22 protein-coding genes are annotated in these 22,440 nt (G+C 63.3%); 6 read left to right on the top strand and 16 right to left on the bottom strand.

The features are described from left to right. Positions 1-17 precede the first annotated feature (17 nt). The 5 genes from ACWFUC_RS06325 to ACWFUC_RS06345 all read right to left on the bottom strand — a co-directional run bounded on the left by ACWFUC_RS06325 (position 18) and on the right by ACWFUC_RS06345 (position 6,602). On the bottom strand, positions 18-869 hold the full coding sequence (locus ACWFUC_RS06325) for a carbohydrate ABC transporter permease (protein WP_039789561.1): 852 nt from the start codon (positions 867-869) through the stop codon (positions 18-20). Positions 870-923: 54 nt separating this feature from the next. Next, a complete protein-coding gene (locus ACWFUC_RS06330) occupies positions 924-1,847 on the bottom strand; it encodes a carbohydrate ABC transporter permease (RefSeq protein WP_034331164.1) in 924 nt (307 codons plus the stop codon). Between the two features lie 103 nt (positions 1,848-1,950). After that, on the bottom strand, positions 1,951-3,198 hold the full coding sequence (locus ACWFUC_RS06335) for an ABC transporter substrate-binding protein (protein WP_288065308.1): 1,248 nt from the start codon (positions 3,196-3,198) through the stop codon (positions 1,951-1,953). A gap of 220 nt (positions 3,199-3,418) precedes the next feature. Beyond that, complete coding sequence (locus ACWFUC_RS06340; RefSeq protein WP_489637506.1) at positions 3,419-5,395, bottom strand: beta-galactosidase; 1,977 nt, start codon at positions 5,393-5,395, stop codon at positions 3,419-3,421. 61 nt (positions 5,396-5,456) lie between these two features. Further along, positions 5,457-6,602 (bottom strand): ABC transporter ATP-binding protein, encoded by a 1,146-nt coding sequence (locus ACWFUC_RS06345; RefSeq protein ID WP_134221106.1) that lies wholly within the window; start codon positions 6,600-6,602, stop codon positions 5,457-5,459. A gap of 418 nt (positions 6,603-7,020) precedes the next feature. Between ACWFUC_RS06345 and ACWFUC_RS06350 the strand changes: the two genes are divergently transcribed. Next, entirely contained in the window at positions 7,021-8,043 is a 1,023-nt protein-coding gene (locus ACWFUC_RS06350) for a LacI family DNA-binding transcriptional regulator (RefSeq protein WP_489624405.1), read from the top strand. A 7-nt stretch (positions 8,044-8,050) separates the two neighbouring features. Here ACWFUC_RS06350 and ACWFUC_RS06355 read toward each other — a convergent pair whose 3' ends face one another. Beyond that, on the bottom strand, positions 8,051-8,683 hold the full coding sequence (locus tag ACWFUC_RS06355) for a TetR/AcrR family transcriptional regulator (RefSeq protein ID WP_489624406.1): 633 nt from the start codon (positions 8,681-8,683) through the stop codon (positions 8,051-8,053). 187 nt (positions 8,684-8,870) lie between these two features. Here ACWFUC_RS06355 and ACWFUC_RS06360 point away from each other — a divergent pair, with 187 nt between their 5' ends. Then, on the top strand, positions 8,871-10,100 hold the full coding sequence (locus ACWFUC_RS06360; RefSeq protein ID WP_489624407.1) for an arabinose transporter: 1,230 nt from the start codon (positions 8,871-8,873) through the stop codon (positions 10,098-10,100). Between the two features lie 91 nt (positions 10,101-10,191). Here ACWFUC_RS06360 and ACWFUC_RS06365 read toward each other — a convergent pair whose 3' ends face one another. Beyond that, entirely contained in the window at positions 10,192-11,280 is a 1,089-nt protein-coding gene (locus ACWFUC_RS06365; RefSeq protein ID WP_121042444.1) for a GGDEF domain-containing protein, read from the bottom strand. Between the two features lie 551 nt (positions 11,281-11,831). Here ACWFUC_RS06365 and ACWFUC_RS06370 point away from each other — a divergent pair. Further along, the gene (locus tag ACWFUC_RS06370; RefSeq protein WP_489624408.1) at positions 11,832-12,242 is read left to right on the top strand and encodes a VOC family protein; all 411 of its coding nucleotides are present in this window, start codon (positions 11,832-11,834) and stop codon (positions 12,240-12,242) included. Positions 12,243-12,393: 151 nt separating this feature from the next. On the opposite strand, the gene ACWFUC_RS06375 is transcribed toward ACWFUC_RS06370, so the two are convergent. The 3 genes from ACWFUC_RS06375 to ACWFUC_RS06385 all read right to left on the bottom strand — a co-directional run bounded on the left by ACWFUC_RS06375 (position 12,394) and on the right by ACWFUC_RS06385 (position 14,580). Beyond that, complete coding sequence (locus ACWFUC_RS06375) at positions 12,394-12,753, bottom strand: 5-carboxymethyl-2-hydroxymuconate Delta-isomerase (RefSeq protein WP_489624409.1); 360 nt, start codon at positions 12,751-12,753, stop codon at positions 12,394-12,396. Positions 12,754-12,866: 113 nt separating this feature from the next. Continuing rightward, complete coding sequence (locus ACWFUC_RS06380) at positions 12,867-13,844, bottom strand: threo-3-hydroxy-L-aspartate ammonia-lyase (RefSeq protein WP_121042449.1); 978 nt, start codon at positions 13,842-13,844, stop codon at positions 12,867-12,869. Positions 13,845-13,917: 73 nt separating this feature from the next. Then, on the bottom strand, positions 13,918-14,580 hold the full coding sequence (locus ACWFUC_RS06385; RefSeq protein ID WP_489624410.1) for a helix-turn-helix transcriptional regulator: 663 nt from the start codon (positions 14,578-14,580) through the stop codon (positions 13,918-13,920). A 154-nt stretch (positions 14,581-14,734) separates the two neighbouring features. Here ACWFUC_RS06385 and gcvA point away from each other — a divergent pair, with 154 nt between their 5' ends. The 3 genes from gcvA to ACWFUC_RS06400 all read left to right on the top strand — a co-directional run bounded on the left by gcvA (position 14,735) and on the right by ACWFUC_RS06400 (position 17,390). Further along, positions 14,735-15,637 (top strand): transcriptional regulator GcvA, encoded by a 903-nt coding sequence (gene gcvA / locus ACWFUC_RS06390; RefSeq protein ID WP_134135724.1) that lies wholly within the window; start codon positions 14,735-14,737, stop codon positions 15,635-15,637. Between the two features lie 100 nt (positions 15,638-15,737). Further along, positions 15,738-16,574 carry a DMT family transporter gene (locus ACWFUC_RS06395; protein WP_209568239.1) on the top strand — a complete coding sequence of 279 codons (837 nt, stop codon included), beginning with the start codon at positions 15,738-15,740 and terminating at the stop codon, positions 16,572-16,574. 54 nt (positions 16,575-16,628) lie between these two features. Then, on the top strand, positions 16,629-17,390 hold the full coding sequence (locus tag ACWFUC_RS06400) for an SDR family oxidoreductase (RefSeq protein ID WP_489624411.1): 762 nt from the start codon (positions 16,629-16,631) through the stop codon (positions 17,388-17,390). A gap of 16 nt (positions 17,391-17,406) precedes the next feature. Here the strand turns inward: ACWFUC_RS06400 and ACWFUC_RS06405 are convergent, their stop codons facing one another. From ACWFUC_RS06405 to ACWFUC_RS06430, 6 genes are all read right to left on the bottom strand, one after another. Further along, the gene (locus ACWFUC_RS06405; protein WP_039787624.1) at positions 17,407-18,180 is read right to left on the bottom strand and encodes an amino acid ABC transporter ATP-binding protein; all 774 of its coding nucleotides are present in this window, start codon (positions 18,178-18,180) and stop codon (positions 17,407-17,409) included. Positions 18,181-18,189: 9 nt separating this feature from the next. Next, entirely contained in the window at positions 18,190-18,849 is a 660-nt protein-coding gene (locus tag ACWFUC_RS06410; protein ID WP_287019358.1) for an amino acid ABC transporter permease, read from the bottom strand. 9 nt (positions 18,850-18,858) lie between these two features. Then, positions 18,859-19,695, bottom strand: a complete 837-nt coding sequence (locus ACWFUC_RS06415) for a transporter substrate-binding domain-containing protein (RefSeq protein ID WP_034331134.1) — start codon at positions 19,693-19,695, stop codon at positions 18,859-18,861. Between the two features lie 417 nt (positions 19,696-20,112). Further along, positions 20,113-20,529, bottom strand: coding sequence for a GFA family protein (locus ACWFUC_RS06420; RefSeq protein WP_489624412.1), 417 nt, complete (start codon positions 20,527-20,529; stop codon positions 20,113-20,115). Positions 20,530-20,550: 21 nt separating this feature from the next. After that, positions 20,551-21,618, bottom strand: a complete 1,068-nt coding sequence (locus ACWFUC_RS06425; RefSeq protein WP_489624413.1) for a saccharopine dehydrogenase family protein — start codon at positions 21,616-21,618, stop codon at positions 20,551-20,553. 159 nt (positions 21,619-21,777) lie between these two features. After that, on the bottom strand, positions 21,778-22,242 hold the full coding sequence (locus ACWFUC_RS06430) for an Lrp/AsnC family transcriptional regulator (protein ID WP_039787628.1): 465 nt from the start codon (positions 22,240-22,242) through the stop codon (positions 21,778-21,780). Positions 22,243-22,440: the final 198 nt, after the last annotated feature.

Consider the following 22,440-nt stretch of genomic DNA (forward strand, 5'->3'; position numbering starts at 1 on the left):
GCGCCGGCCGCGATCCTTCAGCCCTTGCTGGCCCCGAAGGTCAGCCCGGCCACGAACTGCTTCTGCATCACGAAGAACAGGATCACCGAAGGCAGCGCTGCCAGGATGGAACCGGCCGAGACCAGGTTCCAGGCCGTGGTCCATTGCCCGCGCAGCGCCGCCACGCCCACGGTGATGGGCGCCACGTCATCGCCCTGGGTCAGCACCAGCGCCCAGAAGTAATCATTCCATACGAAGGTAAATACCAGCACCGCCAGCGCTGCCAGTGCCGGGCGAATCAGCGGCAGCACGATGCGATAGAACACGGTCCACTCGCTGGCCCCTTCGATGCGCGCCGCCTCGATCATCTCGAAGGGCAGCTGCTTGATGAAATTGCGCAGGAACAAGGTGCAAAATCCGGTCTGCATGGCGATATGAAACAGCATCATCCCGGTGATGGTGTTGAACAGGCCCAGCGACAGCGACAGGTCGCGCACCGGAATCATCAGGATCTGCTGCGGCACGAAGTTGCAGGCCACGAAGGTGGCGAACAGCACCGTGTTGCCACGGAACTGGTAAGTCGACAGCGCAAAGCCGGCCATGGCCGCCAGCGAAATCGCGCCGATCACAGAGGGAATGGTGATGAGGCAGCTGTTCCAGAAGTAATGCAGCATGGGCGAGGCGGTCAGCGCCTCGCGGTAATTCTCCAGCATGGCGAAGTCCTGCGGCCAGCCCCAGTAGTTGCCGGCCATCAGTTCATCGTTGGAGCGGATCGAGGTGACCAGTGCGGTCAGCATCGGCAGCAGCCAGATCAGCAGCGCCACCGGCAGCGAAGCCCGGTAGAGCGCGCGGTTGATCGGCTTCCATTTTTCTATCGGCATGGGGAACATGGCGATCTCTCTTTTCTCTTGAACGTTGGGCGATGGACGTGCGGCGACGGATGATCAGCGTTCGTCGCGCAGCATGCGGCGCAGTTGATAGATGATGTAGACCAGCATGATGGCAAAAAGCGTCACCGCCACGGCCGCCGAATATCCCTGGCGGTAATACTTGATGGCCTGGTCATAGGCGTAATACGCCAGCACGGTGGAGCTTTCGTAAGGACCGCCGCTGGTCATCACCGAGATCAGGTCGAAGCTGCGCAGCGCGCCGATGATGCTGACCACGAAGGCCATGAAGGTGGTTGAACGCAACTGCGGCAGGATCACGTAGCGCAGCATGCTCCAGCCCTTGGCCCCTTCCATGCGGGCCGCTTCCACCTGGTCATGGTTCAGGGCGGTGAGACCGGTGAGGAACAGGATCATGCAATACGCCGTCTGCGGCCACAGGGCGGCGAAGATGATGCCGAAGGTGGCATAGCGCGCATCGCCCAGCACCGGCACGCCCTGGCCCAGGATCAGCGACAGCAGGCCGAAGCTGGGGTCATAGAACCAGCTGTAGATCAGCCCGACCACCACGCCCGAGAGCACGAAGGGCGCGAAGAACAACGACTTCACCACGCGCATGCCGGCCACTTTCTGGTTCAGGTAAAGCGCGATGGCCAGGCCCATGGGCGGGGCCAGCAGGAACATGAGCAGCCACAGCACGTTGTTCTTCAAGGCCGTATAGAAGGTCGGCGCATGGAACAGTTCGATGTAGTTCGCCAGGCCCACGTACTTGGGAGCGGTCATGCCATCCCAGCTGAAGAAGCTGAGATAGATCGTATAGAGAATCGGGTACAGCACGTAGACCAGCGTCATCACGCAGGCCGGCGCCAGGAACCAGAAGGCGGCGCGATTGCGGCGGGCGGCACTGCGCTGCGGGCCGGAGACCGGCGTGGCAGCAGGTTGGGTCGCAGGCGGCTGCGCGGCGGATGTGGGCGCTAGCATGGCGGGGGCTCCTTCTTTTTCTGCGGGCCATTCCGCTGCTGCACGGGGCAGGCGGAATGGCCCGGATGGGCTGCCTGGACCAGCCAGGCATCAACAACGACGATCAGGACTTCTTGTAGATACGCTTGCGGCTTTGTTCCAGCTCGTTGAGCACGTCATCGATCTTGGTCGGATCGCTGACGAACTTCTGCATGCCCTTCATGCCTTCATCGGCCATTTCCTTGGTCATGTCGCGATCATAGAACTGCGAGATGCCGCCCTTGGCGTTGGAGAGGATCTCGAAGCCGATGCGCGAGATCGGATCGGCCGGGGCCGGCGACTTGCTGTTGGCCGGCAGCGAACCCAGGCCATCGGCCAGCTTGGCGCTGATGGCCGGTGTGCCGACGAAGGCGATGAAGCGGCGCGCATCGGTCTTGTTGCGGGCCTTGGCCGGGATGTGGATGGATTCGGTCGGACCTTCTTCGGCGGTCGGCACATTGGCATCGATGATGGGGAACTGGAAGTAACCCATCTCCGGTGCCAGCTTGGCCGGGAAGCCCTTGGCGATGAAGGTGCCCATCAGCATCATGGCGGCCTTGCCCTGGAACAGGAAGGGCTGGGCACCATCCAGGTCATAGGACAGCGCATTGTCGATGAAATACTTGTTGTCGATCAGGCTCTTCCAGGCGGTGTAGACCTTCTTGACGCGCGGGTCGGTGTAGGCGACGTCGCCGGCCATCAACTGCTGGTGGAAGGCGTTGCCGTTGATGCGCAGGTCGAGGTAATCGAACCAGCCGGCCAGGGTCCAGGCGTCACGGCCACCCACGGCGATGGGGGCGATGCCGGCGGCCTTCAACTTCTTGCAGGCCTCCAGGAATTCATCCCAGCTCTTGGGTTCGGCCGCGATGCCGACCTTCTTGAACAGGTCCTTGCGATAGAACATGCCCCAGGAGTAATACACGGTCGGTGCCGAGTATTGCTTGCCCTGCCAGGACGAGGCTTCCTTGGTGGAGGCGTAGGTGCTGTCCCAGCCGTTCTTCTTCCAGTCGTCGCTCAGGTCTTCCAGCAGGCCGCGGCTGGCGTAGAAGGCCATGCGTTCGCCGTTGTGCCAGTTGATGATGTCCGGGGCCTGGGTCGAGAGCCAGCCCGGCAGTTGTACCTTGTAGGCTTCTTCCTCGATGAAGGACACCTTGACGTCGACGTCCGGGTTGGCCTTCTTGAATTCATCGACCGTGGATTGCCACACGGTGCGCTGTACGGCGCCCTTGTAGGCGATGTTGACGGCCAGCGTGCCGGCCAGGGCGGCGGCGCTCCAGGCGGCGGAGGCGGCCAGGCAGCCGGCGATCACGGTCATGCGCATCATTTTCTTCATTGTTGTCTCCGAATGTTTGGTTCAGACAGTTGAAACCATTGAAACCGCTAAACAGTTTATAAAATTTATAAAGTTTAAAAAGTCTTGAAGTTCTAAAAAGTTGATACGGCGGTGTCGTGGATCTTCCAGATTTTTCCAGGATCCTGCAGGTTCTGTCGCCTGCTCATGCACGGCTGCCGCAGCCGCCGTGCTGTCTTCCAGAGTGAGGCCGGCGTGTTGCTTATCCTTGCGTACGCGGACGATAAATCGCCACGCCCTGCGGTTCCAGCGCTGCCTGTCCGACCAGGAACTGCGCGCCGTCGGCATGCGGCAGCGTGATCGGTGCGTCACTGTAGTTGAAGGCGAACTGCAGGCCGCCGCGCTGCTGCAGGCGCAGGCCTTCTGGCAGACGTTGCGGAGCCAGTCCGGCGGCGCGCGCCACCTGCTCGAAGTAGCGCGTGGCCAGCCCGGCATCGAAGATCCCAGCCAGGTAGTGCGCACGCTCCTTCTGCACGATGGCCGGGTGGCCGTCAGCGAAGGTGGCAATGGTCTGCAGGCCGTCGCCATCGGCTTCGATCAGGTCGCGCCAGTAGCGGGCCTGGCCTTCTTCCGTACCGAACCGTACTGTTTCGCTGACGTTGGGGCGCATCGATTCCACGCGCCATACGCGCATCGGCAGCAACTGCTGCAGCGGGCCCGGCGGCAGGGTCGAAGGAATCTGCAGCGATTTGGTCTTGGAGCCGCTGCGCGGACCGAACACCACCTGCGCGCCACTGTCTGCGATGCGGCCCGGCAGGTCGTCCGGCACGATGGGCAGCGGCGGCACCACGATCATGGCGTAGCCTTGCAGATCGGCGTTGAGCGGGACGATGTCCACATCCAGACCCAGCGAACGCAGGGTCGAGTAATAGTCGAAAGCGAAATGCGCATATTCGAAATCGATGCCCTGGAAATGGATCTCGAAGAGCCACTTGGCATCGTAGTCGAACAGCAGCGCCACCTTGCCGCGCGGCTGGGCCAAGGCACCGTTGGCGTTTTCCACCGCGATGATTTCCTGGGCCACGCGCTCCGCTTCGGTACCGCCCACGTCGAGGCGATTATCCGGGCGGTTCAGGCCCGCATGCAGTTGTTCTTGCGCGAACGGGCACTGGCGCCAGCGGAAGTAGGAGACGCAGCCGGCGCCATGAGAGAAGGCTTCCCAGCTCCACAAGCGCACCATGCCGGGCAGCGGGGCCGGATTCCAGTGCGCCCAGTTCACCGGGCCGGGCTGCTGTTCCATCACCCAGAACGGCTGGGCCGACATGCCACGATACAGGTCGTGGTTGAAGCTGGCGAAATCGGGATGGCCGGTGCGCAGCCAGCGGGCCTTGGTCTCGGCGTCGTACCACATCACTTCCAGCGCACCCAGCGGGTAGCTGTCCCAGGTGGCGACATCGAGGTCGGCCGCTACCGGATAATGATCGAACTCCAGGAACATCTGCATGAAGTTGTGCACCATCAGCCGGCCCGGCGAGAGCGGGCGCAGGATCTCGACCTGCATGCGGTTGTAGCGCACCACTTCGTCCGAGGCAAAGCGGCGATAGTCCAGACGATGCGAGGGATGGGCCTCGGTGACGGTGCCGACGGGCGCATCGATCTCGTCGAAGCTGCGGTATTCCATGCTCCAGAACACCGTGCCCCACGCGGTATTGAGCGCATCGATGCTGCCATAGCGCTGGCGCAGCCACTGGCGGAAGCGGCGCTGGGCCGAGGGCGAATAGCTGACCACGGTCTGGTGGCAGCCGTATTCATTGTCCAGCTGCCAGGCGGTCACCGCCGGATGCTGGCCGTAGCGTTCGCCCAGCAGGCGCACGATGCGCTGCGATTCTTCGTAATACGAGTCCGAGGAAAAATCATAATGGCGGCGCGAACCGAAGGCGCGTTCGCGGCCGTTGGCATCCACCGCCAGCACGTCGTCATGACGGTCGATGAGCCACTTGGGCGGGGTCGCGGTCGGGGTGCACATCACCACTTCCAGACCGTGGCTGGCCAGCACCTCGATGGCGCGGTCCAGCCAGTCCCAGCGCAGGTCGCCGGGCGAGGGCTCGATGCGGCTCCAGGCGAATTCGCCGATGCGCACCTGCTTGATGCCGAGCGCCTTCATGCGCTGGGCATCGCTTTCCCACATGGCCTCGGGCCAATGTTCGGGGTAGTAACAGACTCCCAATCGTAACGACATGATCGTGGTTCCTTAGCGGTAGTGAAGCGTCAAGAGAAGAGGGCGCGTGCGCACTGCCTGTTCAGGCTGCGGCGGCCAGGCCCGGATGAACTTGTGTGCGCGCCAGCGCCACCCCGTCCGCATCGAACAGGTAGGCGCAGCTCGGCGCGACCGACACGCGCAGGCGCTCGCCGCGCGCGATGTGGGCATCGCCCGGGGCCTTGGCCACCAGCGGCTGGCCGGCCGGTTCGTCCAGGTGCACATAGGTCTGCTCGCCCAGGCGCTCCACCAGCATCACTTCGCGGGTGATGCCGTACTGGCCCTGGCTGCCGATTTCCATGTGTTCGGGGCGCACGCCCAGGGTCACCGGCTGGCCCGGCTGCACCGGTCCCTTGGCCGCCACCAGCAGGGTTTCCTCGCTGTGCTGCAGGCGGATCAGGATGCCGTTCTCCTGCGCATTCACCACCTGCGCGGGCAGGAAGTTCATGCGCGGCGAACCGATGAAACCGGCCACGAAACGATTGCGCGGATGGTGATACAGCTCCATGGGCGCACCGACCTGGGCGATGCTGCCGAAACGCTGGGTATCGGCACCGGCATGCAGCAGCACGATGCGGTCGGCCAGGGTCATGGCCTCGACCTGGTCGTGCGTGACGTAGACCACGCTGGCCTGTTCGAACTGGCGATGCAGGCGCGCGATCTCGATGCGGGTCTGGCTGCGCAGGGTTGCGTCGAGGTTGGAGAGCGGTTCGTCGAACAGGAACACGCCGGGACGGCGCACGATGGCGCGGCCGATGGCCACGCGCTGGCGCTGGCCGCCGGAGAGTTCCTTGGGCTTGCGCTGCAGCAGTTCTTCCAGCTGCAGGATGCGCGCCGCTTCGCGCACCTTCTGCTCGATCTCGGCCTTGGGCAGCTTGGCCAGGGTCAGGCCGAAGCTCATGTTTTCATACACCGTCATGTGCGGGAACAGCGCATAGCTCTGGAACACCATCGCTACCGAACGCTGCGCCGACGGCACGTCATTGACGCGCTTGCCGCCGATGAAGAGATCGCCGCTGGTGAGATCTTCCAGCCCCGCGATACTGCGCAGGAGCGTGGATTTGCCGCAGCCGGAGGGACCCAGGAAAACACAGAATTCATGTTCGCCAATGTCGAGATCGACATTGCGGATTACCGGCGGTGCGTCGCCGTAGGCTTTTTGTGCTGCACGCAAGCTGATGCTGGCCATCACGTTTTCCTAGCAGAAATGGATTGCAGGGCAGGGCACCACGAGGCAGGTGCGGCGTCAGGTTAAGCGCTTAATCAAGTGACCCAAAAAAAAGATCGCCTGAGTTTCCTGTATGCAATCGGGGGGTTGTCTCCACGTCGTTGTTCTGAGCGTGTTGCCGTGTTGGGTTGGCAAATATTTTGGTTGATCATACCCATCTTGGATGGCCTCTGCAACAACAATCCTGTAACGAAAAACTGCCAGCGTTTTGTCAGGATTGTGTTCCTCTGAAGGAGTGGGGCGCGGATGAACAATGCGTAAATCATTTACGGATCGGCTGCGCGGCGCGTCTTCAGTTTGAGCAGCGCGGCCCGCGTGTGCGCGTTGACAAGCCCGTCATAAGCGGTTTGAATGCGAGGGCTTCCAACTCCATGCACCCATGACCACCTTATCCGAAGTTGCCCGTCTGGCCGGTGTCACCTCGGCCACTGTGTCCAATGTCCTGCGCCAGCGCGGCAAGGTCGGCGAGCAGACGCGCCAGCGCGTGCTGGAGGCGGTCGCCCAGCTCGGCTATCGTCCGCACCTGACCGCACGTGCCCTGGCTGAGGGGCGCGCGCCCACGCTGGCGCTGGTGGTCTCCAGCATCGCCAACCCTTTCTATCCGGAATTCGCCCTGGCGGCCGAGCGTGCGGCGCGCGAGCGCGGCCGCTTCCTGATCGTCTGCAATACCAACGACGATCCCGACACCGGCCGCGCCTACCTTGACCAGATCGCCGGAACGCTCTCCGACGGCGTGCTCATCATGAATGCCAACCTGCCCATGGACGAGCTCAAGAAGACCGAGCGGCGTGGCGCCCCGGTGGTGCTGTGCATGTGGGAAAAACCGGACGCCCCGCCCGAGCTGCCCTGCATCGCGGTGGATTTCTATGCGGCTGGCGCGACTGCCGCGCAGCACCTGCTGGGGCTCGGCCATCGTCACATCGGTGCGCTGGTCGGCAGCAAGAAGAGCGGCATCCACGCGGAACGCTATCGCGGTTTTGTCGAGGCCTGTGCCGCTGCCGGCGTCAAGCACACCTTGCAGAGTGCGCGCTACATCGCTGATACGGTCGAGGCGGGGTATCAGGCCACCATCGCGCTGCTGCGCGAGGAGCCGCAGCTCACGGCCATCTTCGCCAGCAATGATCTGCCGGCACTGGGTGCGATGAACGCCATCGCCGACCTGGGGATGAATGTGCCGCGCGACATCTCGGTGATCGGCATCACCGACATCCAGTGGGCGCGGGTCTCGCGTCCGGCGCTGACCACCGTGGCGGTGCCGACGGAAGAAGCGGCGCGCATGTCCATCGACCTGCTGCTGGCCTTGATCGAGGGCCGCAGTCCCTCGCCCGTGATGCGCGTGACGGCGACACCGCAGCTGGTGCAGCGGGCTTCCACGGCGGTGCCGCGCAAGCGCAAGGTGTGAGCGCGGTTCAGCGTGGCTGCAGGCTGTCCAGATAGGCGCAGAACATGTCGGCCATGGCCTCGCCATGGGCGCGTATTTCCCTCTCAGGCAGCGTGCCGCGCGAAAGATGTTCGCCCGCCGTGGTGAGTGTGGTCATCATCAATTGCCCCGCGCGTTTGCGCCGCGGCGCGGACACCCCCGGCAAGGCTTCGCGCATGAACTGCGCGATGATGCCGTCCCAGTCGTGGCGCATTTCTTCAGCCTCGCGCGCATCGCGGTAGAGCGGCGCGGCATCGGCCAGCGCCATCCGTACCTGGGCCTCTTCGAATTCGCTGCGCAAAAAGGCATGCACCAGTTCGCGCAGGCGGCGTGCCGGTGGCTTGTCCGTCTCCTGCAGCAGCTGGCGCACCATCGCCGTTGTCTGCTGCCACTCGTCGGCCTGCAGGCGAAACAGGATGGCCGCCTTGTTGGGGAAATACTGGTACACCGATCCCACACTCACGCCCGCGCGCTCGGCCACGCGCGCGGTCGTGAAACGCGGCGCACCTTCGCGCAGCAAAACCTGAACAGCAGCTTCCAGGATGGCTGCCACCAGCTCGGTGGAGCGGGCCTGTTGCGGTGTCTTGCGCAGGGAAATCTCGGGGCGGCGGGGCTTGTTCATGGGGAGAAGGGGGAAGAGGCGAAGACGTAAATGGAATGCGACTAGGAAACCTGACGAATCCGTCACATACTGCCATTCGACGGAATATGACGGATTCGTCGCATTCTACTGCGCAGCGTTCCTGCCATCAACGGGACTTCCGCAACATTCCTGAGTCCACCCTTCACAATTTTCTTCGAGGTTTCCCATGAACGGAAAACAGGCAGACCCGCCTCACTCCATCCCGCCGGCCACCGCCGCCGGCACCGGCACATCCGTCCTGCAGGCGCTTGCACCGCTGACGCTGGCCGTCTTCATCGCCTTTCTCACCATCGGCCTGCAGTTGCCGGTGCTGCCCTTGCACCTGAAGGAGGCACTGGGCATGAACGCCACCGTAGTCGGTGTGGTGGTCGGTGCGCAATTTGCAGCGGCGCTGCTCTCGCGTGCCTGGGCCGGCAACGTGGCGGATCTGCGTGGCCCCAAGCGCGCCGTCGTCGGCGGCTTCGTGGCCGCAGCGCTGTCGGGGTTGATCTATCTGGCCTCTCTGCTGTGGCTGGACCAGCCTGCCATCTCGGTGGCGGTACTGCTGGCGGGACGCGTCCTGCTGGCGCTGGGCGAGAGCCTGGTCATCACCGGCACCATGGGCTGGGGCATCGCGCTGGTCGGGCCGCAGCATGGCGGCAAGGTGATGGCCTGGCTCGGCATCGCCATCTATGCAGCCATGGCCGGCGGTGCACCGTTGGGTGTGGCCGTCAGCAAGGCCTGGGGATTTGCGGGGATTGCCGGTGTGAGCGTGCTCTTGCCGATAGGGGCGCTGCTGGCCGTCAGTCCCCTGCGTGGCGTAGCGCCCGGTGCCAGCCGCCGCACGCCCTTTTACCAAGTACTGGGTGCCGTGTGGCAGCCTGGCCTGGGGCTGGCTCTCGCCAGCGTCGGTTTCGGCGTCATCACGGCATTCATCGCCTTGTTGTTTGCGGCACGGTCGTGGGGGGATTCCTCGTTGGCCTTCACCAGCTTTGGTGTGGCGTTCATCTTGGCGCGCCTGTTCTTTGCCCATCTGCCGGATCAGATCGGTGGCGCAAAAGTGGCGCTCGTGTGTGTGGTCATCGAGGTGTGCGGGCAGTTGCTGATCTGGCAGGCCGATAGCGCCTGGATGGCCTATGCGGGTGCGGCACTGACCGGTTTTGGCTATTCGCTGGTGTTCCCCGGATTTGGCGTGGAAGCGATGCGCCGCGCACCACCGCAGACGCGCGGCCTGGCCATGGGGGCGTATGTGGCCTTCCTGGATCTGTCGCTGGGCATCACCAGCCCGCTGGCCGGTGCGCTGGCCAGCCATGCAGGGGTACAGAGCGTGTATCTCGCGGGGGCCGTGGTGGTAGGCTTGTCGATGCTGGTGGCGCTCTCTCTGCTTTCCAAACCGCCTGCCAGTCAAGGGCGATAAGAGCTCGCTACGGACTATAAAAAAATCGCCGCTGTTTTCACAGCGGCGATTTTCGTTCCTGCCCAAGCGTCAGCAGCGGCAAGCAGCGAGCTCATGCATTGCGCGGATTGCGCCCATGCTTGCGCTGATACATGGCCTGGTCAGCCGCATGCAGCAAGGCGCTGAAGTCGCACATCTCCGAAGGCGTCACGGTCGCCGCGCCCAGGCTGATCTCGATGTCGGTGTGCGGCCACTTCACGCGGGCCACGGATTGCTTGATACGTTCCGAGACTTGCATGGCACCGGTCTCATCGGTATCCGGCAGGATCAGCGAAAACTCGTCGCCACCGTAACGTGCCAGGAAGTCGCTGGCCCGCAACGGCGAGCGCAGCACGCGCGCCAGTTGCACCAGCAGCGCATCACCGGCCGGGTGGCCATAGGTGTCGTTGTATTGCTTGAAGTAGTCCACGTCCACCATCAGCATGGTCAGCGGACGGGCATTGCGCAGATGGCGTGTCCATTCTTCTCGAAGGCGCGAATCGAAACTGCGGCGGTTGCCGATGCCGGTCAGGGCATCGGTCATGGTCTGCTGTTCCAGCTTCTGCATGGCGCGATGGCTGTCGATCTGTGCTTCCAGCTGGCGTGCCAGTTTCTGGAAGGCGTCACGTTGTGCCGGGGTCAGGGTGCGCGGTACGCGGTCCATCACGCACAGCGTGCCCAGGATGTCGCCATTGCCCGACACCAGCGGCACACCCGCATAAAAACGCACGGCCGGATTGCCGCGTGCCAGCGCACTGGTGGCAAAGCGCAGATCGCTGGACAGGTCATTGACTTCCGTGATCTGGCCCGGCGTACGTGCCGCCATTTCGCACAGCGAGAAGTCGACCGCATTGCGCATCACCCCGGTCTGGCCGGGGAAGCGCCACCACTGGTTGCGGGCATCGCCACGGCCATTGTTGACCGACAGGTAAGGATGCTGCAGGCCGATGTCGGCATGCAGCTGGCTGAACATGCCCATGGGCGTGCCGCAGACGCTGGAGGCCAGCGAGATGAAGTCGGACAGGGCCGGCTCCAGCCAGGCATCGGCGTCACTGTCGGTGTGCGCAAGCTCGATGCGCTGGGAGGCGTTGTCCGTCATGGCGCGATGCGCAGCTTGGGTCCGCTTGAAAATGGAGCGTTCGGGAGTGTACTGAGCGTGCAAATCTCGAATGTTCATGGCGCGATACTCGTGAGGGTTGTGTTGCGTTATGTTTGGTCGCCGTCAGCGCAGTGGACTGCAGTGGGGAGGACGGCGTGGCATAGCGGTGTGCAAGTGGAAATATTTTTCTTTTTCTTCGCCACACACCATGTTGCCCTGCGACATCAAGGTAGCAGATCGAGTTCGGAAGTAAACCGATTTGGAACATCCTCTTACAATTTATACGCGTTCGTAGCGCAAACGATGCTATTCCGATCACATACAAACAGCTTGGCTGATCATGCTGACAATTGACGATTTATTAGTCTCTTACCGGCGATATGCGACATTAGTTTTTTCGCGCTGAAATGAACATCGGACAGCACCACTTTCGCGTGTCAGCGGATTCTTATATTGCTCTGCAATATGTCGGGGGAAAGGCGACGAACGGGCGTCGCCATGCGGAGACATAACGCTGTCGCCACAGGGAGACGATTAATGCTTGCCAAGCGCGATGGTCGTAAATAAACTCTGCCGTTCCTTGTTTGATCCGATCAACGTTTTTGAAAGCAGAGATGTCGACCCAGCCCAAAGCAGGCGCAGTCCTGTTCGCCAAAGATGTAGCCCGCCTCGCCGCGTTTTATGCGCAGGTGCTGGCGGTGGTTCCCAAGCAGGCCCAGGCGGAGAAAGTAGTGATCGAAGCCGAGGATTTCCTGCTGGTGATTCATGCGATTCCGCAAGCCAGTGCAGCTACGGTGGAGATCACTTCGCCACCGGTGCTGCGCGAGAACGTGCCGGTGAAGCTGTTCCTTCCCGTGCGTTCGCTCACCCACGCCCGACTCGCCACGCAGCAGCTCGGCGGTGGCATGAAAGCGGCCGAGGACGAATGGAGTGGTCCGGATTTCCGTGCCTGCGATGGCTTTGATCCGGAAGGCAACGTGGTGCAGTTCCGCGAATTCCTGCGCGAACCCGCACTGGCATCCTGAAGCTCGGATGCACTGACCACGCACGGTCGCGCGGCATCACAAGAACAATATCGCGCACCTGTCGTGCACCAGCAAAAAAAGCCGCCCGGTCTGCACCGTGCGGCTTTTCGTTTTGAGGGCCGCGCCGTGATGGCGCAGGCAGGCCCGCAGCTTATTGCAGGGCGAGCTTGAAGTAGCTCTCGCGCTGCATGTCCACCACTTCCACCGTGAGCTGTACCTGCAGATCCTTGGGCCAGCTCTGGTCCTTCTGGAGTGCCGCGCCCAGCAGGTCGGATACCTGCTTCTTGTCTTCCAGCGTGCGACCGGTCAGGATGGCCAGGCGCACCGCCACGAAGGCACGTTTGGCCTCCGGTGCGGTACCGACCAGGTAGTTGTCCAGACGCACGGCACGCGCCTTGATGGCGGTTTCTTCAAAGTGTCCGCTGGCCACCAGTGCCTGGTTCAGCTTGAGCAGCGTCGGTTGCACATCGAGGGCGAGATTGCCGGTGTATTCCAGTACGAGATGGGGCATGGTGTTTCCAGTCCTTGTGGGTGAGTGGAGGGATCAGCATTGAATGATGAGGGCTCAACACTGTAGGCCAAAACGAAGTCGCGTGCGATTGGGCTCACTGATGCGCCAGATAATCAGGACAAATAACCCGACAGCTTGCCCAGGTCGATGTTGCCGCCGCTGATGATGACGCCCACGCGTTTGCCCTGCAGCTGCTCCTTCAGCTTGCGGGCGGCAGCAAAGCCCAGGCAGCCGGTCGGCTCGACCACCATCTTCATGCGCTCGGCAAAGAAGCGCAGGCCGGACACCAGCTCGGCATCGCTGACGGTGTGGATGTCGTCCACCAGCTGGCGAATCACGTCGAAGGTGTACTTGCCCAGATGCTGCGTCTGCGCGCCATCGGCGATGGTCTTGGGCGTATCGATATGCACGATCTGGCCCGCGCGCAGCGACTGCTGTCCGTCGTTGCCGGCTTCCGGTTCGACGCCATAAATCTTGCAATCGGGAGACAGTGCCCGCGCCGCCAACGCCGCACCGGACAGCAGGCCGCCGCCGCCGAGGCAGACGAAGAGCGCATCCAGCGGACCGGTTTCCTGCAGCAGTTCCAGCGTGGCCGTGCCTTGCCCGGCCATCACGTGCGGATGATCGTAGGGCGGGATGAGCGTCATCTTGCGCTCGGCGGCCAGGCGCGCACCGATGGCCTCGCGGTCTTCGGTATAGCGGTCATACATCACCACTTCGGCACCATAGCCACGCGTGGCGGCGACCTTCGCTGCCGGCGCATCCTCGGGCATCACGATGACGGCGGGAATGCCCAGCAATTGCGCGGCCAGCGCGGTCCCCTGCGCATGGTTGCCGGAGGAGAAGGTGATGACGCCATGCTTGCGCTGTTCGCTGTCGAACTGCGAGAGCGCATTCATGGCACCGCGGAACTTGAAGGCCCCCATGCGCTGGAAGTTCTCGCACTTGAAGAACAGCTGTGCGCCCACTTCTGCATCGGCCGTGCGCGAACGCAGGACGGGCGTTCTGTGCGCCCACGGCTTGATGCGTTCGGCGGCCAGCAGGACATCGGCGAAGCTGGGGGATTCGGTAGCGCTGGAGACGGGAATCATGAGGTTTCCTTCAAGTGGGATGGAAAGAGACAGTGACGATGCATATGGCGGGGAGCGCGCGTGACGGCCGCGCTTACTCCTTCTCGTCGTTGTAGACGGTAGCGCGCGAGACACCCAGATGCGCGGCCACGATCTCGGCCGCGCGCCGGATATCCAGGCAGCCGGACTGGCGCAGTTCACGCATGAGCTGGCGGCGGTCTTCGGCCTTGAGGCTGCGCGGCGTGGTCGACAGCCGCGCGGCAAAGGCATCGATGCGGCTGCGCAGGCCTTCGGCACCGGCCGGCTCCAGCGTTTCGGCCACGCGCACGCCCTGGTCGATGCCACCGAACTGGCGCAGCATGCCCTGCAGCGCGCCGAACAGAGTCAGGTCGATGTTCATGCACAGCGCAGCCACGTATTTGCCATCGGCATCCTTGATGCCGATCGAGGTGCTCTTGGCTTGTCGCCCGTCCGGCAAGGTGTTGGCGTAATTGGTGAGGACTTGCGGATAGCTCTCGTCGGCGATGCGCGCCAGACCCAGTTCGGTAGTGGCGTCGCCGACCTCGCGGCCGGACAGGTTGTTGTGCAGGGCGACGATGGAGTGATCCGCATCGCGCAGGTCGTGCAGCACCACTTCGCAGAACGGCGCAAAGGTCTCGCCCAGACCTTGCGCTACCTGCTGCAACTGTGTAAGCAGCAGGGCGTGGTCGGGACGGTCGGGTTTCTTTTTGCGGGTGCGGGAGCTCATGCAATACATATTATCTAAAATTAGACGTTGTGTATAGATTGGATTTTACGCTGCATTCTCGTCCGCTTGCGAGGGCCGTTGCGGACTGCAAGACGGCGGCTGTTGCTATCATGAGCTCTCATTCATGACCGGTTTTTCCAGCCGTCCACCCCTGAGCGCACCCATGAGAGACCTTCCCCCCACGGCCACGTTGCGTGCCTTCGAAGTTGCGACCCGGCATGCCAGCTTCACCTCCGCCTCGGAAGAGCTGCATGTCACCCAGAGTGCGGTCAGCCACCAGCTGCGCCACCTCGAAGCGTTGTGGGGCATGGCGCTGTTCCAGCGCGGCAAGTCCAACACGCTGACGCCGGCCGGGGCCGCGCTGGCGCCGGTGGTGCGCGAGTTCTTCGCCAGGCTGGAGGCCACGCTGTCCGAGCTGCGCGCGCAGGAAGGGCGGCAGCCGCTGAAGGTCAGCACCACCTATTCCTTTGCGCTGAAATGGCTGCTGCCCCGACTGCCGGCGCTGGCGCAAGCCCATCCCGAGCTGCTGGTGACGCTGGAGACCACCGATACGGCCATCCACTTCACGCCGGCCGAACCGGATGTGGCGATCCGCTTCGGTCCCGGCCACTACCCCAGCCTGTTTTCCGAATTCCTGTTCCGCGAGCAGATCTTCCCGGTGGCCAGCCCGGCCCTGCTGGCGCGCCTGGGCATGCCCCGCAAGCCGGCTGACCTGCGCCGCTATCCCCTGCTCACGCGGGCCGGGGCCGACATGGTGCCGAAATGGGACCTGTGGTTCCAGCAAGCCGGGGTGAGCGTCTCGGCCCTGCGCGAAAGCGTGCGCCTGGCCGATACCAACATGACCATCGAAGCAGCGCTGCTGGGCCAGGGCGTGGCCCTGGCCCGCAGCGGCCACGTCGAACAGGAACTGGCCAATGGCAGCCTGGTGCGGCTGTTCGAGCTGGCCTTGCCCTCTCCGCTGGCGTATTACTTCGTCTGTCCCAAGGGCGTGGAAACGCAGCCGCACGTGGCCAGTTTCCGGGCCTGGCTGCAGGCGCAGTCACAGGCGGCCGGTGCACGCTACTGACATGCAAGGTCACCGCCTCGGCGCCAGGTATGAGGATTTGCTCATGGCGGGATGAGGAGACTTCGCTTCTGTCCGGCGGCGCTCCTGCTTACCATGGCGCATGCCTTTGCCCGTCGTCCTGCTCATCCTCCTTGCCGCCTTCCTGCACGCCAGCTGGAATGCGCTGCTGCGCAACGGCGCGGACCGTCTCTGGTCAATGGCCGTGATGTGCCTGGCCGTGGCGTTGGCCAGTCTGGCCGTGACGCCGTGGCTGCCGCTGCCCTTGCCGGCCAGTTGGCCGTACGGACTGCTCTCGGCCCTGCTGCACGTGGGCTACAACCTGTTCCTCGTCCGCAGTTACCGTAGCGGTGAGCTGGGCCAGACCTATCCGATCGCGCGTGGATCCTCGCCCCTGCTGGTGACGCTGGGTGCGGCCCTGCTGGCCGGTGAGATGCCGGGGCCGGCGGCGCTGCTGGGAACAGGACTGGTATCGGGCGGCATCATCGCGTTGGCATTCAGGGGCAGCAGGATGGCGTTGCCCGGACTGCGCTATGCCCTGGGGACCGGCTGCTTCATTGCGGCCTACAGCGTGGTGGATGGCCTGGGCGTGCGGCTCTCCGGCAGCCCCATGGCCTATACCGCATGGATGTGCGCCGGCTGGGGTTTGCTGATGCCCGCCGTCTTCGTGGTGTGGCGCGGCCCCCGCGCATTGTGGCAGCCCCCCGCCTCGGCGGCGACCTGCGCCACCGCCTTCGCTGGCGGACTGGTCTCGCTGCTGGCCTATGGCATCGTCATCCAGGCCATGGCGCTGGCACCGATGGGGGCGGTCTCGGCACTGCGCGAAACCAGCGTGCTGTTCGCCGCCGTCATCGGCCGTCTGTTTCTGGGCGAGACGCTGACTTGGCCACGTGTGCTGGCCTGTGCTGCCATCGCAGCGGGGACGGTACTGATCGGTTGATCCGCTGGCCGTTCCTGCTCCCCTCCCGTTTTGCTCACTCCATGGAGATCTGTCATGACTCACGCATCAACCAAGCCCGTCATCCTCATCACCGGCGGCAGCCGCGGCATGGGCGCCGCCACCGCGCGGCTGGCCGCTGAACGTGGCTACGACGTGGCCTTCAGCTACCTGCGCGATGCGGCCGCGGCCGATTCGGTGGCGGCCGATATCGCGCAGCGCGGCGCACGGGTGCTGGCGCTGCAGGCCGACAGTGCCGACCCGGAGCAGGTGGCGCAGCTCTTCGCTGCCATCGATGCGCGCTTCGGCCGTATCGACGTGCTGGTCAACAATGCGGCCATGCTGGAGCGCCAGTCACGCATGGAAGACCTGGGTTTCGCGCGCATGCAGCGCATCTTCGCGGTCAACGCCATCGGACCCATGCTGTGCGCGCAGCAGGCCGTCCGGCGCATGGCCTATCGGCATCAGGGCAGGGGCGGGGTGGTGATCAACGTGTCGTCGGCCTCGGCCCGCCTGGGCAGTCCCAACGAGTATGTCGACTACGCCGCCTCAAAAGGCGCACTGGAAACCTTCACCACGGGCCTGGCCAAGGAAGTGGCGCGTGAAGGCATCCGCGTCAACTGCGTGCGGCCCGGTCACATCTATACCGAGATGCATGCCAGCGGCGGCGAACCGGACCGGGTCAACCGGGTCCGCGAATCCATCCCCATGGGAAGGGGCGGACAGCCCGAGGAAGTGGCGCGCGCCATTCTCTGGTTGGCCAGCGAGGAAGCTTCCTTCAGCACGGGGACCTTTCTCGACGTGACCGGAGGCAAGTGAAGCCGGGCTCCCGAGATCAGGCCGCGATCTTGTGCACCCGCGCGAGGAAAGCCTGGGTGGCCGCCTGCGTCGGCGCATCAATCACCTGCGCCGGCGGCCCGGCCTCAACCACCACACCATCGCGCATGAAGATCACCTTGTCCGCAACCTCGCGGGCAAAGGCGATTTCATGGGTGACCAGGATCATCGTCATGCCGCGCTCGGCCAGTTGCTTGATGACGTTGAGGACCTCGCCGACCAGCTCCGGATCCAGTGCCGAGGTGGCTTCGTCGAACAGCATCACTTCCGGATCCATGGCCAGCGCCCGCGCGATGGCCACCCGCTGCTTCTGGCCGCCGGAGAGCTTCTCGGGATACATCTCCGCTTTCTCCGCCAGTCCGACCTGCGCCAGCAGTTTCATCGCCTGGGCATGGGCATGCGCCTTGGGGCGGCGCAGTACGGTGACCGGGCCTTCCATCACGTTCTGCACCACCGTCATGTGCGGGAACAGATTGAAGTGCTGGAACACCATTCCCGTCTGCGCGCGAAAACGTGCCATGGTCCGGTCGCTCAGCTTTTCCGGCACCGTCTGGTCGAAGTCAAAACACTCGCCGCCGATCTTGATGACACCGTGATTGGGCGCGGCGAGCAGGTTCAGGCAGCGCAGCAGGGTGGATTTTCCCGAGCCCGAGGGACCGATCAAGGCCACCACTTCGCCCTTGGCAATCTCCAGGTTGATGTCCCTCAGTACCGTCTGGTCGCCAAAGGACTTCTTCAAGCCGCGTACAGAAATCATGATGGGTTTGCTCATGGCGCTTCCTCAAGCCTTGATCTGATGCAGTTCCAGCCGCTTGGCCACCACGGTGGCCGGGAACAGGATGATGAAATACAGCACCGCCACCAGGGTATAGATCTCCAGGGGGCGATAGGTGTCGTGGGCGATCAGCTGGCCCTGGTAGACCAGGTCGGGGACGGCCAGCACCGAGAGCAAGGACGTGTTCTTCAATTGCATGATGGACTGGCTCACCAGCGGCGGCGTCATGCGCCGGAAGGCCTGTGGCAGGATCAGCCGCCGCATCACCTGCCAGCGGGTCATGCCGATGGCCTGGCCCGCCTCGGTCTGCCCGGCATCGATGGAGACGATCCCGCCTCGCACGATCTCCGAGTAGAAGGCCCCGCCATACAGCGTCAACGCCAGTGCAGCCGCCATCCAGGGCGAGAGTTCGATGCCCAGCAGTACCGGTAGCGCATAGTAGAACCAGATCAGCTGCACCAGCACCGGCGTGCAGCGGAACACCTCCACATAGCCGCGCAGCACACCGCACAGGGTGCGGTTGGAGGAGACCCGGCCCAGACCCACCAGCACGCCTACCAGCAGGCCGGTGACGACGACCACGGCGGTGAAGAGCACCGTGGTGATGACGCCCGACACGATGATGCCGCGGTATTGCCACAGCATCCCGAAATCCCAGCTGTACATGGCCGCTCCTCAGAACTTGAGCTGCGGTGGGAAAGCGGTCGGGGGCACCTTGGCGAGATTCTGCATGTTGGCCACGATGATTTCGCGGATGCGGCCGGCCTTGCGCGATTCCTCCAGCCAGCCGTTCACTGCGGTCACGAAACTCTGATCGGCCTGCTTGCGGATGCCGATGTTGGTCGGGGCCGTTTCATCCGGTGTGGGGAAGACGATGTGACCGATGTTGGGCAGTTTCACCAGCAGCGAGGTCGACAGCAGCACCACCAGCACCTGGCAGTCGGCGCGTCCCGATTGCAGCGCCATGGTGGCCGCGGCCGAGGTCTCGAAGCGCAGGATGGTGGCCTTGGGCAGAATGCGCGTGACCAGCTGGTCGTGCGAGGAGCCGACGTCCACGGCGACTTTGATTTCAGGCTTGTTGAGATCTTCCCAGGCCTTGAACTCCAGCCCCTTGCGGGCGACCACGGTATTGATGTTGTTGTAGAGCGGATTGCTGAAATCGACCACTTCGCGGCGCTGTGGTGTGGGTGCCATCGCCAGTTGCGCATCGATCTTGTTGGTCTGCACGTCCAGCACCGCATTGCCCCAGGTGGTCTCGACCCATTCGACTTCGGCCTTGAGATAGCGCGCCAGGTCACGGCCGAAATCAGCACAGAAACCTTTCCACTCCTGCGTCACCAGATCCTTGTTGAAATAGGGGATGGCACCGTTGATGGCACCCAGGCGCAGCTTGCCGGTACGCTTGACGCGCGCCATGGTCGATTCGATATCCTGCGCGAAGACTTCCGGCAGGGTCAGTACGGCCGTGCCGGCCAGTGCCGAGTGGAGGAAATGTCTGCGTGAAATGCTCATGTGGGTCTCCTGGTAGGGTGGGTCGTGGCTCGTGCTTGCGGGGTTTCACTTGAAAAAAGACTGCGGTACAAAGCGCATTGCAGGCGGGGTCGACCTAGCGATTTTCATGCCATCCATACGCACGGCTGATCGATGCAGTACTCGCCCGGCCAGCCTCTTGCAAGAGGCTGGCCGCACCATGAACGGTCGGTGTTGCACCACGGTGAAGGCATGTGCCGGCATGGTGCTTGCTGTCTGCCTTCGTCAGGCGCGTTCTTGTCGCTATTGTCGTGGCCGCTGAGGCTGAATCCGTGAGCTGAATCTGTGAACTGCAATCTGCAAATTGCAATTTTCGGTTTCCCTGAAAATTATTTAAACAATTATCGTCGGGAATGCGTTGCCGTGCACGCCGCACTGCACATCGTCGCGCGCGCGGCATCAGGGTGTGTCGAGCGCCCATGCACGGCCATCATGATCGCGCACCCGCACCGTCGCCAGCCAGAGATGGACGTCTTCCACGCAGCGCACGTTGACGTTGATCTGCGCAGGTGCCGAGCGCGGGTGGCAATGAGTATGCGTGCCGCACAAGCGACAGAAGAAATGCGTGGCACGCAGGGTGCCGAAGCGGTACAGGTTCAGTGCCCGGGCGCCGGCCAGCAATTCGAAGTGGCGGGCGTCGATGCGATGGTGCAGCGCGGCCTTGCGCACGCAGTAGGAGCAATTGCATTGGACCACCTCCTCGATATGGGAGAGGAAACGGAAGCGTACGGCACCGCAGTGACAGCTGGCCTGATGCAGGCGCAGGCCTGGCGCGGTGCCCCGGTCCTCCACGTCAGGATCCTGGGGGCGGGACATGGAAGACGCTCTCGAGGCGGATCAGGCGTAGACCTGACCGAAGCGGTTGGCCAGGAAATCCGGCAGGCTGATCGCCTCCTGGCTGATGAAGCCGCGCTGCGGCAACTTGCCGAGCCGGAACAGGTCGACCGCCGTGCAGACGCCGGAAGCGGTGGTGCTCTGGATCGCACTCTCGTAGTGGCCTTCCTCATGAATGGCGAAAATCTTGCGGGTGAAGACTTCCTGGACGAACTTGTCGCCGCGCATGCCGCTGACGGTCACGAACACCAGCACCACGTCCTGCATGGTGGTGGGGACGGCCTTGCGCAGGATGGTCTTGAGCAGTTCCTGGTCGTGCTTCAGGCCCAGGTCGCTGAGCAGGAATTTCATGCGCTGCTGGTGACCGGGATAGCGCACCGATTTGTAGTCGAGATTGCGGATGCGGCCGGCCAGCGTTTCACACAGCGTGCCGAGCCCGCCGGAGGTATTGAACGCTTCATACTCCACGCCATCCAGCGAGAAATGTTCGATGTCGGCCAGCGGATCGACCGCCACCTTGACGCCGTCGCGCAGGGCTTCGCAGGGATGGCAGTACTCATTGACCAGTCCGTCCACGCTCCAGGTCAGGTTGTATTTGAGTTCGTTGGTAGGGTACTGCGGCAGCGCCCCGACGCGCATCTTGACGTCATGCACTTCGTCGAAGGAACCGGCCAGATGGTGCGCGGCGATGCCGATGAAGCCCGGTGCCAGTCCGCATTGCGGCATGAAGGCCACGGGCGCGTCGGCAGCCAGTGCGGCGATGGCCTTGGTGGCCCGCACGTCCTCGGTGAGATCGAAGTAGTGGGTACCGGTATTGCGCGCTGCGCCGGCCACCTTCACGGCCATGTGATACGGCAGGGCGTTGATCACGATGTCGGCCGGGTGCAGCAGTGCTTCCAGCGCCCGCGCATCCGAGGAATCGACCACGGCCTTTTCGATGTTGAGCGCGCTGACGGCCTGCAGGGCCTGGGCATCGCGGTCGGCGATGGTGACGTTGTAGTCGCCGCTGTCGGACAGCAGACGTGCAATCGTTTGGCCAATGTGGCCCGAACCCAACAAGACGGTGCGCATGATGAAACTCCAGAGTGAATGAGACGAAGAGGCTGGTCTTCATTCTAGGAAGCTTCGCGGACAGAATATACGGACAATGTGTCAGAAAGCAGGGTCCGGCACTACAGAAAGTAGTGCGACTTCGTCATTCTGTCGGTTCGCCTGGTCCGGAACGGCCGTTCAGCGGGTCTTGGGCGCATCGCCGCGGTCGATCTTGCGTGCCAGCACGACCGAGGTGGTGGTTTTGATGACGCCATCCATTTCGCCGATCTCGTCCAGAATGCGGTCGAGCTGCTCCGGCGTGCTCACGCGCAGCCATGCGACATAGTCGAACTCGCCGCTGACCGCGCACAGCTGATGGACTTCCGGCATGCGGTTGAAGCGCCGCACCACATCCTTGCCCGCCTTGGGCTGCAGGGTGATGCCGACATAGGCCTGCAGGCTGGAATCGAGCACGTCACTGCCCAGCTTCAGGGTGTAGCCGGCGATGATGCCGCTTTTTTCCAGACGCTCCACGCGCGCAATGATGGTGGTCCGCGCCAGGTCCAGCCGGCGCGCCATGTCGGCCACCGAGGCCCGCGCATTCATCTGCAATTCCGAAATGATCTGGCGATCGACATCGTCCAGCAGGTCCAGTCTGATCATGCTGTGGGCTCCGGGGAAGGGAGGAAAAAATCAGTAAACGCTACAGAAAGACGAAACGGCACGTCATTACGTCAGTTTAGACCACTATTTCGACGTTCTTGCCCTTTTTTGTGTCAGCGCTCCACCCTAGACTGCGGTCTCGCTGCCGGCGAGTGCGCCGGTCCCTTCCATGCTTCACTCTTTTGCAGGTGCAGCGCA

It is taken from the genome of Herbaspirillum sp. Her4, assembly GCF_057961335.1.

Bases quoted from the DNA above. Each gene is read 5' to 3' on its own strand.
- ACWFUC_RS06330 (WP_034331164.1), bottom strand. From the start codon at position 1,847: ATGCTAGCGCCCACATCCGCCGCGCAGCCGCCTGCGACCCAACCTGCT.
- ACWFUC_RS06425 (WP_489624413.1), bottom strand. From the start codon at position 21,618: ATGCGCACCGTCTTGTTGGGTTCGGGCCACATTGGCCAAACGATTGCA.
- ACWFUC_RS06405 (WP_039787624.1), bottom strand. From the start codon at position 18,180: ATGAGCAAACCCATCATGATTTCTGTACGCGGCTTGAAGAAGTCCTTT.
- ACWFUC_RS06335 (WP_288065308.1), bottom strand. From the start codon at position 3,198: ATGAAGAAAATGATGCGCATGACCGTGATCGCCGGCTGCCTGGCCGCC.
- ACWFUC_RS06385 (WP_489624410.1), bottom strand. From the start codon at position 14,580: ATGTATTGCATGAGCTCCCGCACCCGCAAAAAGAAACCCGACCGTCCC.
- ACWFUC_RS06410 (WP_287019358.1), bottom strand. From the start codon at position 18,849: ATGTACAGCTGGGATTTCGGGATGCTGTGGCAATACCGCGGCATCATC.
- ACWFUC_RS06350 (WP_489624405.1), top strand. From the start codon at position 7,021: ATGACCACCTTATCCGAAGTTGCCCGTCTGGCCGGTGTCACCTCGGCC.
- ACWFUC_RS06430 (WP_039787628.1), bottom strand. From the start codon at position 22,242: ATGATCAGACTGGACCTGCTGGACGATGTCGATCGCCAGATCATTTCG.
- ACWFUC_RS06380 (WP_121042449.1), bottom strand. From the start codon at position 13,844: ATGATTCCCGTCTCCAGCGCTACCGAATCCCCCAGCTTCGCCGATGTC.
- ACWFUC_RS06420 (WP_489624412.1), bottom strand. From the start codon at position 20,529: ATGTCCCGCCCCCAGGATCCTGACGTGGAGGACCGGGGCACCGCGCCA.
- ACWFUC_RS06340 (WP_489637506.1), bottom strand. From the start codon at position 5,395: ATGTCGTTACGATTGGGAGTCTGTTACTACCCCGAACATTGGCCCGAG.
- gcvA (WP_134135724.1), top strand. From the start codon at position 14,735: ATGAGAGACCTTCCCCCCACGGCCACGTTGCGTGCCTTCGAAGTTGCG.
- ACWFUC_RS06395 (WP_209568239.1), top strand. From the start codon at position 15,738: ATGCCTTTGCCCGTCGTCCTGCTCATCCTCCTTGCCGCCTTCCTGCAC.
- ACWFUC_RS06355 (WP_489624406.1), bottom strand. From the start codon at position 8,683: ATGAACAAGCCCCGCCGCCCCGAGATTTCCCTGCGCAAGACACCGCAA.
- ACWFUC_RS06345 (WP_134221106.1), bottom strand. From the start codon at position 6,602: ATGGCCAGCATCAGCTTGCGTGCAGCACAAAAAGCCTACGGCGACGCA.
- ACWFUC_RS06400 (WP_489624411.1), top strand. From the start codon at position 16,629: ATGACTCACGCATCAACCAAGCCCGTCATCCTCATCACCGGCGGCAGC.
- ACWFUC_RS06375 (WP_489624409.1), bottom strand. From the start codon at position 12,753: ATGCCCCATCTCGTACTGGAATACACCGGCAATCTCGCCCTCGATGTG.
- ACWFUC_RS06325 (WP_039789561.1), bottom strand. From the start codon at position 869: ATGTTCCCCATGCCGATAGAAAAATGGAAGCCGATCAACCGCGCGCTC.
- ACWFUC_RS06415 (WP_034331134.1), bottom strand. From the start codon at position 19,695: ATGAGCATTTCACGCAGACATTTCCTCCACTCGGCACTGGCCGGCACG.
- ACWFUC_RS06360 (WP_489624407.1), top strand. From the start codon at position 8,871: ATGAACGGAAAACAGGCAGACCCGCCTCACTCCATCCCGCCGGCCACC.
- ACWFUC_RS06370 (WP_489624408.1), top strand. From the start codon at position 11,832: ATGTCGACCCAGCCCAAAGCAGGCGCAGTCCTGTTCGCCAAAGATGTA.